7 protein-coding genes are annotated in these 8,504 nt (G+C 45.9%); 2 read left to right on the top strand and 5 right to left on the bottom strand.

The window, feature by feature from the left end:
- Nucleotides 1-848: glutamate--cysteine ligase (locus GX117_12860; protein NLO34219.1), on the top strand; the 848-nt coding region annotated here is incomplete at its 5' end.
- A gap of 75 nt (nt 849-923) precedes the next feature.
- Here GX117_12860 and GX117_12855 read toward each other — a convergent pair.
- The 4 genes from GX117_12855 to GX117_12840 form a co-directional block, all read right to left on the bottom strand.
- A complete protein-coding gene (locus tag GX117_12855; GenBank protein ID NLO34218.1) occupies nt 924-1,997 on the bottom strand; it encodes an NAD-dependent epimerase/dehydratase family protein in 1,074 nt (357 codons plus the stop codon).
- Between the two features lie 92 nt (nt 1,998-2,089).
- Entirely contained in the window at nt 2,090-3,001 is a 912-nt protein-coding gene (locus GX117_12850; GenBank protein NLO34217.1) for a YceI family protein, read from the bottom strand.
- An 82-nt stretch (nt 3,002-3,083) separates the two neighbouring features.
- Nucleotides 3,084-4,574 carry a Gfo/Idh/MocA family oxidoreductase gene (locus GX117_12845; GenBank protein NLO34216.1) on the bottom strand — a complete coding sequence of 497 codons (1,491 nt, stop codon included), beginning with the start codon at nt 4,572-4,574 and terminating at the stop codon, nt 3,084-3,086.
- A complete protein-coding gene (locus tag GX117_12840) occupies nt 4,574-5,617 on the bottom strand; it encodes an FAD:protein FMN transferase (protein NLO34215.1) in 1,044 nt (347 codons plus the stop codon). The genes GX117_12845 and GX117_12840 overlap by 1 nt, the downstream gene beginning before the upstream one ends.
- A gap of 237 nt (nt 5,618-5,854) precedes the next feature.
- Between GX117_12840 and GX117_12835 the strand changes: the two genes are divergently transcribed.
- Nucleotides 5,855-7,069 (top strand): GNAT family N-acetyltransferase, encoded by a 1,215-nt coding sequence (locus GX117_12835; GenBank protein ID NLO34214.1) that lies wholly within the window; start codon nt 5,855-5,857, stop codon nt 7,067-7,069.
- A gap of 105 nt (nt 7,070-7,174) precedes the next feature.
- Here the strand turns inward: GX117_12835 and GX117_12830 are convergent, their stop codons facing one another.
- Nucleotides 7,175-8,107, bottom strand: coding sequence for an SH3 domain-containing protein (locus GX117_12830; GenBank protein ID NLO34213.1), 933 nt, complete (start codon nt 8,105-8,107; stop codon nt 7,175-7,177).
- Nucleotides 8,108-8,504: the final 397 nt, after the last annotated feature.

Below are 8,504 nucleotides of genomic sequence, written 5' to 3'. Positions count from 1 at the left end.
TCGATGATCTCTTCGATTGTAAGAGACACGGTTGGGCAAATCTGCAGAGCATCCACATTAATCTGCCTTTTGCCAACGATTCTGAGTTCCGAAAACTTCATAGTGCGATACGCGTGGTATTACCGTTACTTCCGGCGCTTGCAGCAAGCTCTCCCATTATGGATGCCAACTTGACAGGATATCCCGATAATCGCCTTGAAGTGTATCGAAAGAACTGCGCACGGATTCCACAAATTTCCGGGAAAATTATCCCGGAGATCGTAGACGGGCGGGAAGCCTATGAATCTCTTATCTTGCGCCCCATTTATGATGCCCTGACACCTTTGGACCCACAAAAAATATTGCAGCACGAATGGATCAATGCCCGCGGTGCCATTGCTCGTTTTGACCGCGGCTCCATAGAAATACGTTTGTCGGATATTCAGGAATGCCCACGTGCCGACGTCGCTATTGCCGCCTTGATCACGGCAGTTGTTAAAGCCCTTGTCGATGAGGAGCTTTCCGATAGGGAAGAACAAGAGAGATTACGGACAGATATTTTGACAGAGACACTAAATGACGCGATTCGATATGGCAGTGCTTCTCTGCTGAAGGATCCCCATTTTTTGAGGTGTCTGGGCTTGCCAGAAAAGGCTATACCCCAAGGCGAGCTTTGGCAAGGGCTGGCGAAGAAAACGCTGCCTTCCGATTCTCCCTTCTTTAGTGATCTCAATACTATTTTTGAAGAGGGTTGTCTTGCTCTGCGTATGGAAAGATCAATTGTACAGGGACAAACCCCTTCTCTTCACTCCCTTTATAACGTACTTTGCCGGTGTCTACACAACAACTGTATGTTTTCGTGCAAGTAAACACGGCCACCCGATGCAAACAGCACTAGTCCGTATTCTTCGCCTTTCGGACACAGCGTGCATGGGAAGCCCCCCTCAGCCCAAGGTATTTCTTAACATTTCACAATTATCCCTCATCCAACGGGCTGTATCTTCAGCGATGATTTCCAGGCTCCTTGAAGGAGACCAGCCACAGTTTGCCTGCACACTTTTATTGTTGGATACATAATAGGGAATATCAGCGGGGCGAGTTGTTTCATTGGATGATACAGAAAGAGTTTCGCCGGTAACTTTAGTGCATAAACGCGTAAGCTCTTGTAAGGAAATGCTGTTATCTACTCCTCCGCCTACGTTAAAGAGACTACCAGACCATTCCGCAATATTTGCTGCCTGCAGCAAAATCAAATCTCGAAGATCAGCTACATGAAGCATATCGCGAAGCTGTTTCCCTTTGCCGCCAAAGCCAATATAAGAAAGGGATTTTTTGAAAATATGACGTGAAAGCCAATAGGACATAAGCCCTTGATCGACACGGCCCATTTGCCAAGGACCCGCAATAATCCCGCATCGGTTAATTATGCAATGTAATCCATACATGGCGGCATATTCGGTAATAAATACTTCTGCGGCATATTTTGTCGCCCCGTAGAGGGATCGTGCGCCATTGATGGGAAAGAGTTCATCAATACCAGCCGTGGTGATACCGGGCTGATCCTGTTTCTGCTGCACTTCAAATCGGGTGTCCCTTTCTTCCAAGGCAATGTCGCACAACGCCTGAATGGGATAGACCCTACTGGTCGATAGGAAGAGCATAGCGGCTCCTGTGTTGCGCGCCAGTTCTAAACAATGAATTACACCGTTTAAATTGCTGTCAATCACGTAAGCCGGGGCTTCGCCATAGCCGGCTAACACGGAGGGTTCCGCGCTGCATTCAACAATAAGCGCCAAGTTTTTCAATATGGGAAAATCGGCGGGAACACGGACATCACCGTGAAGAAATTCAATACCGCCTTGGATAAGCCGAAGCAGATTGAGTTCGCTTCCTTTGCGCTTGAGATTATCGAAAGCAATCACCCGGGCAGATGGATAGTGTTCTTTAAATACCAAGGCCAAATGGGCGCCCACAAACCCTGCGCCGCCTGTGATTAAAATCGTTTGCCTGTCAAACATAGCTGTGGTATCCCTTCATAAAAACAGGCGAGAAAAAGCCTGTCAAGACTTTTCTCGCCCATATCATGATCGTTAGAAAATTATGCAGCAGATTAATTATCTGCTTCCGCCAAAATTTCAAAAGAAATAACGGCTTCTTTAAGGATTGGGGAACCTTCAAAGTCATCATAGCCCACATCCCAGAGTTTTCTATCAATGGTGAATTCCGCCTTCACAAAGACGTCTTCTCCACGGCGTTCAATGGTTGCAGGAAATTGTATACCGTGCTTGACATCTTTCATGGTGAGGTTACCGGTAACGGTATAGCTGCCGTCTTCAGCCGGTTCAATACTTGTGCTTACAAAACGAATTTCCGGATGCTCACCGACATTAAAGAAAGCGGCCGTTTTAAGTACGCCTGTCAGGATTGTATTTTCCGAGAAAATGGATTTCGTGTCAATGATAACTTCTACGAAACTACTGTCAGGATCTTCATTTTCAGCTACGAGTTTTCCGTTAAAGTTGGCAAAACCACCTTGCATCGAGATGCGCTGTCCCAAAACAACTTTGTAGCCCAGCCACATGAGTTCGGAATCATCATTGGCAGAAATAATAAATTCTTCTATCTTTTCTGTCGTTTCCGGTTCGTTGTCAGCAATAACTTCTTCGGCAGGCGCTTCTTCCACGGGCGCCGCTTCGGGTTCTGCGTCAGCGGCGGGTACTTCTTCCACCGGCGCGGCTTCAGGTTCTGCGTCAGCGGGAGTCTCTTCTACAACAGCTGCTGCCGCTTCTTCTTCCACTACGGCAGCTACGGCTTCTTCTTCTACCGCAACCGCTGCTGGCTCTTCTTTCGTGGCTTTTTTAGTCGGCATCTGCCGTTCTTCTTGTACGGGGATAACCGTAGCGACCGGTGCTGTGTCAATACGTTGGTCTGATGCGCCAACATGATAGCCCAGATACCCACCTGCCGCTAAGCCCAGCGCGCCGCCGAGTACAAAGATCACCAAAAACTTTAGCCATTTCATAATGTACAATACTCCATTGATTTAGTGTTTACACCACATACTTGTGGTATTTGTTTAATCCTTCTTCGTACACGCAGATTGATTAGGCATCGTCTTCTTTATCGGATACCCAAGGGGTATAATCATAGAAGCTGGGCACCTCAAAATCGAACTTAATCCAATCAGGATCGATCTCGACGACCTTTTGTTCTTTTTTCGATTCGACCGCTGCGATCGATGTGATAGCGGTGGTATATCCCACCATCTGATTGCTCAACGGTATTCCGCCATTTTTGATGCAATCTGCAAAAGCACGGAATTGATACACATCCGGCGTTTCCAGAGGAACATCGCCCAACAGTTCTACACCATGGAGCAGCTCTTCCGTGCTCACTTGGCGTGTACCGCCGCTTGCGGTACTTTTTGCCTGATCTTCGGCTGAAATTTCTTCATCAGCTTGGGTGATATAGTCTTCGCCGTAGAGGAAGCAATCCATTTCCGTCAATTCAATGGAGCCTTTATCGCCTTGGATCAATTCAGATGCGCCGCGCTTGGCATTGGCGAGAATACTGGAATAGACGAAACGAACTTTGTAGCCGCGGTTAATCTGATTCAGTTTCTGGAACATACTGCGCTGGTCGATGGGGATGAAACCGGGATCGCCGGGATTTTGTTCATACTCATAGGTCAACAAAATATTGTCGTCCGTGGTACGTCCATCACGCCAATAATCTAAGCCGGCAAAGGTGTGTACACGTTTGGGAATGGCGCGCATGAACCAGTTCGCGACGTCGGTTTGGTGGGTTGCCAATTCAGTGAACAATCCCTCAGACGTATCTTCATAAATACGCCAATTCAGATGTTTTTCCAAATCGGTGATATATTTTTTCTCTTCATCATTGAGCACATAGCCGCTGGGCAGCACGCGGCGCCAGAAATGATTACGGTGCCACTGCGCGGTAAGATGGTTCACTCGGCCAATTCTGCCTTCGTCATAGACGAGGCCTATAGCCATGTTATATTTCGGATTGTAGTGGCGTTGATGACCAACCTGTACCCACGTATTCATATCATGACACTTCTGAATAAGCGCGCGACCGTCTTCAATGGAACGGACTAAGGTTTTTTCACAAAAGACATGCAGTCCACGATCAAGGCAATCGACCGTAATGGGGAAATGGGTGTTTAAGGGGGTGGAGATAATGACTGCGTCCAACTCTTCTTTGTCAAGCATTTCCCGATAATCATAATAGGCCGCGGGTTTATAGGCGGCGCTGGCACGTTGTTTTTCGTCGTCGCTAAGTTTCTTGCCTTCTGTTAAAGCAACGCCTGCGTTGGCAAGCTGGGCATACTTCACCGCTTCACGTTGATGGGGCAGAAACACATCGCAAACGCCCGTGATTAAAATATCATCTGTGCCGGTCAATCCATCGCGGATATGGAAAGACCCTTGTCCACCGGTACCTATGCAGCCCACCCGTACTTTATCATTCTGCGCGTAGCTAAAGGGGGAATAGCCGGCAGCAATCATAAAGCCTGTGGCGGCACCTGCGGTTTTCATGAAATTACGTCTGCTTAAATTGTTACTCATCATTACTCCTTCGATCTTTCGTTATTAAAATTAACAAAAATGGCTTCATTATCCGGGCACCCGTCTTCCAGCAGGATGGCGCGTACCTCAGGGTGTTTTTCGCAATAAGACCGAACTTCTGCCACGCCCATAACAAAAAAAGCTGTACTCAGAGCATCGCTTTCTACACCTGTTGGACAAATAGCAGTGGCGCTGGTTAGTCCGCCAACCGGCATTCCGTTACGAGGGTCGATGATGTGGCCGCAACGCTTTCCTCCGACATCAAAAAAACGTTCTGCATTGGATGAGGTAGACAGAGACTCATTGCAAATTACAACATTGGCAATTGAATTGTCAAGGCCGTTATTATACGGTGAATTAATGGACACAGTCCAACCGGCTTCATCTTTGGGTTGACCCATGGCTAATAGAGTACTGGTTCCGGCATTGAGAAGAGCCGTGTGTACGCCATGCTCTTCCAACACGACGGCCATTCGGTCAAGAGCCAAACCCTTTGCAATGCCGCCAAAATCCAAACTCATACCCGGCTTTTCGAAGAAAACCGTATTGGCCACGTTGTCAACTAAAACATGGTTAAGACCAACATGATCTAAAATTGGTTTCACTTTTTCCGGTTCCGGAAAAATTCCAAGCTTTTCTTGTTCACGCCAAAAGACAAGTAATGGATTTACGGTCACATCAAAAGCGCCGGAAGAATTATTATAGATACGTCGTGAAACTTCCAGGAGCTCAATGAGATCAACAGAAACTTTAAGCGGTTTTTTTGCGGCACTCTTATTTACCAAAGAAGTATAGCTGCCGGGTTTCCAGTTGCTGATCCGATTTTCCAAAGCGTCCACGGCCTGAAACGCAGCCTGGGCGGCATCACGAAGGGACTCGGGATCCGTATCGGTATCTTCTCCATACACGATGGCTTTGAAGGTCGTTGCCATAGCAATGTGCGTGAAGGATTGAATCGGAACAGAGCCTCTTTCTGCTTCACTGAAACAAGGGTTCATAACTGTCAATACAAGAAATATGAACACTATTTTTTTGGTGTCAGACATATTTTTAACGTGGTTTTGTTGAGATAATTGGGAGGACGAGTATACGGTGACGGCACATCATGCCGCGCGTACCTGTTCCTATCATAACGTATTTATGCGTTGAGATGCACTTTATCTCGACGGGTCTTTTTTTGCTCAGTTCATCATATTAGAAATAACAAAAAAAATGCGCCATCTATTTTGTTTCAATTCCCGGTGTTTCGTATGATTTGTTTGTAGCATTGTGGAGTAAAGAAAATGGTTCGAGTTCTTATAAAAAGCGTTGAAACTGCCGACGAGCGAAAAAAGACCCATGATTTAATTACGCGGGTTCATTATGGAGGAACGGAGCAGGGGCGGAAAATTGTCGATACTTTTATTGGCAATTATCCGGATTATTACGAGAAAGAACATACGCGCATTTTGCTTGTGAACGGTCAAGTAGCCGCCTGTTGTTGTCTCTTTACGCATACCATTCGCATCGGAGAATCGCGCCTCAAAATGGGCGGTATAGGATATGTGACAACAGCCGCAGCTCAGCGTAAAAAGGGCTACGCATCACTGCTCATGGAAGATATGAAACAGTATATGGAAAGCCACGGCTACCACCTTTCCATGCTTTTTGGTATCAAAGACTTTTATAGCCGCTGGGGTTTTACCGCTGTATTGCCGGATTATGCAAGCATTATAGAATTAAAAGAAGCAAAGATCAGCTGCCCTATTGCGTATAAAGAACGTCCTATTAAACCCGGCGATATTCCCACGCTTCTGCGACTCCACAACAAGAATGACACAGAAAGTACCTGTTCCGTACTCCGTTCCTTTGGACATGTTACCGCGCGCTACGATCAATGGCAATCCGCCCGTGTACTCACGGATGTCCATGGTAAAGTTGTTGGTTATTCCTTGGCTCGTTATGCCGGCGATGAGATGCACGTAGACGAATTAGAGGCGATTTCCACCGACTGTTTTCCCCTTTTACTGCATCATTGTGCTCTTAGCGCGGAAAAAGAGTGTGCTTCAAAATTACGATTTCATCTCCCGCCAAGCCATCCTTTTATTCGGTATATCCTCCGCTACCGCAGTGTACACGAGACCTATATTTATAGGAACAACCAAGGGATGATGGCTTTGGTTAACTTGGAAGAAACGCTGGAAAGTATGCAGGCAGAATGGGAAGCGGCACTTTCATTTTCGGCAATGGCTGATGAGGTCTTTTGTTTGACCCTCATCATAGACCAAGTTCCCTATCGCATTCGCACACACCACGGCATTGTCGACATTGCACGTCAGTCCGGCGAAAACAAACTCAGTATTTCTTCCGAAGAGTTCTTGCAACTCATGACTGGTTATCATTATGTTCAGGAAATATTGTCCGGTAAACAGGCAATCTTAACGCAAAAAGCACAGCACTTCTTAAAAATTCTTTTTCCGAAACGAACGCCTTATGTCTGGAAAATGGATCGCTTTTAAACAGCTGTTAAACTTGTCAACACACTTCCATATCAAGCTGCTGTTCCTTTCGGAGAAAACTACCGATGGTTTGGAAGATCACGCTAGTTGTAAATCAATCAACTTTTAAAAAGTTAAATATTGGCCATGCACCCAACCAACTTGCTCCTCAAAGAGAATTTCTACCCAGGGTTTATTTTCTTTGGGTCTATTTATAACAAGGACTTTAGAGCCACGTGGGAGTTTCTCTATAATTCCGGCGTTTAATGAAGGAGATTCGCGAAGATTAAGAGCATCTTGGGCAGTGTTAACAATTCCTATATTGGCCGGGTTTTCTCGATAAGATTTTGCTTTTTCATTGGCGGAATTATAACGATTGTTTTCCCACCAATAGGTGTCAATACAAAGACAAGTAGCGTACTGACCGAATACAAAGAAAGGATATTTTGCATTGCCAACATGTATCTCGGATCCATCCCCTAATACGTAGGTGCTCCTATCAACAGGGGTACTGATTCCTCTGGGCTCTTGCAAAACTAAACCAATTCCTTCATTATCCGCATCAAGTATAATGTTTTCTCGTACAACAGTGTGTGTAAACGTATTTCCAAAGTTACTTAAAATAATTATCATTAATTGGAGATTACTTTTTTTCGTTGCAAAGAATGCGAAGTCTATATGCCCGTTACCGTCAAAATCCGCACTGATGAGCCAAGGCGAATTATAAGTGTAAGTCTTTTCGATCCCAAAAAAATCGAACGGTCCCACATACACGTAATCGGGAAAATGTTCTGATAAATATTTGGCGACGATTTCCTCTGCGGAACCGGTAAAAGTTGCTTGTTTTTCTTGAGGAATTGGCGTCTTAAACCGCGAGGTATCAGGTTTAAATGTATCAAGATTCCGCTCTTGTCCCACGACAGGAAAAGAAAGGCAAAAAACAAGTGCAAGGGTGGCCAATAGGATTCCCATTTTTTTAGCATAGGAAGTTTGTCTCACAGTGGCTGTCTGCAGATTTTCCTTCATAAATCGCTTCTTAAAGATCTTTGAATTTTCCATTGCTTCCTTCTGTCTTAGCTCAGCGGCAATAGGACTTTCCACGATTTTTGTTAGGTAGTCCGCTTAAGGCGGTCTCACCGTTTTTTTGCGTTTTTTTAGGCATCGTCGGCTTTCGATCCGATGTGTATGGGGGGATGAGGAGTAATAGGGCTCCTCATCCCAGACACATCGTCTCGATGAGCCGTTCCGGGGTATTCCGTGACAGGTTGCTCGCCAGCAGAGCCTGTCTTCGCTTCGCCCGGCATTATCAGCGTAGCATACGGTTGTCGGAACAGACAAATTCATCATGCCGCTGGGCGGATTCAAGGTTGAAATGCAACCGGTGCAAAAAAAGAGGACATCACAGAGATCTTCGGTACAATAGTTCTGTTGAAACACCCGAAGGAGTCCATAATGT

It is taken from the genome of Candidatus Hydrogenedentota bacterium (genome assembly GCA_012523015.1).
Taxonomy (GTDB): Bacteria; Hydrogenedentota; Hydrogenedentia; order Hydrogenedentales; family CAITNO01; genus JAAYBJ01.
This window is presented reverse-complemented; position numbering and strand designations above follow the sequence as displayed.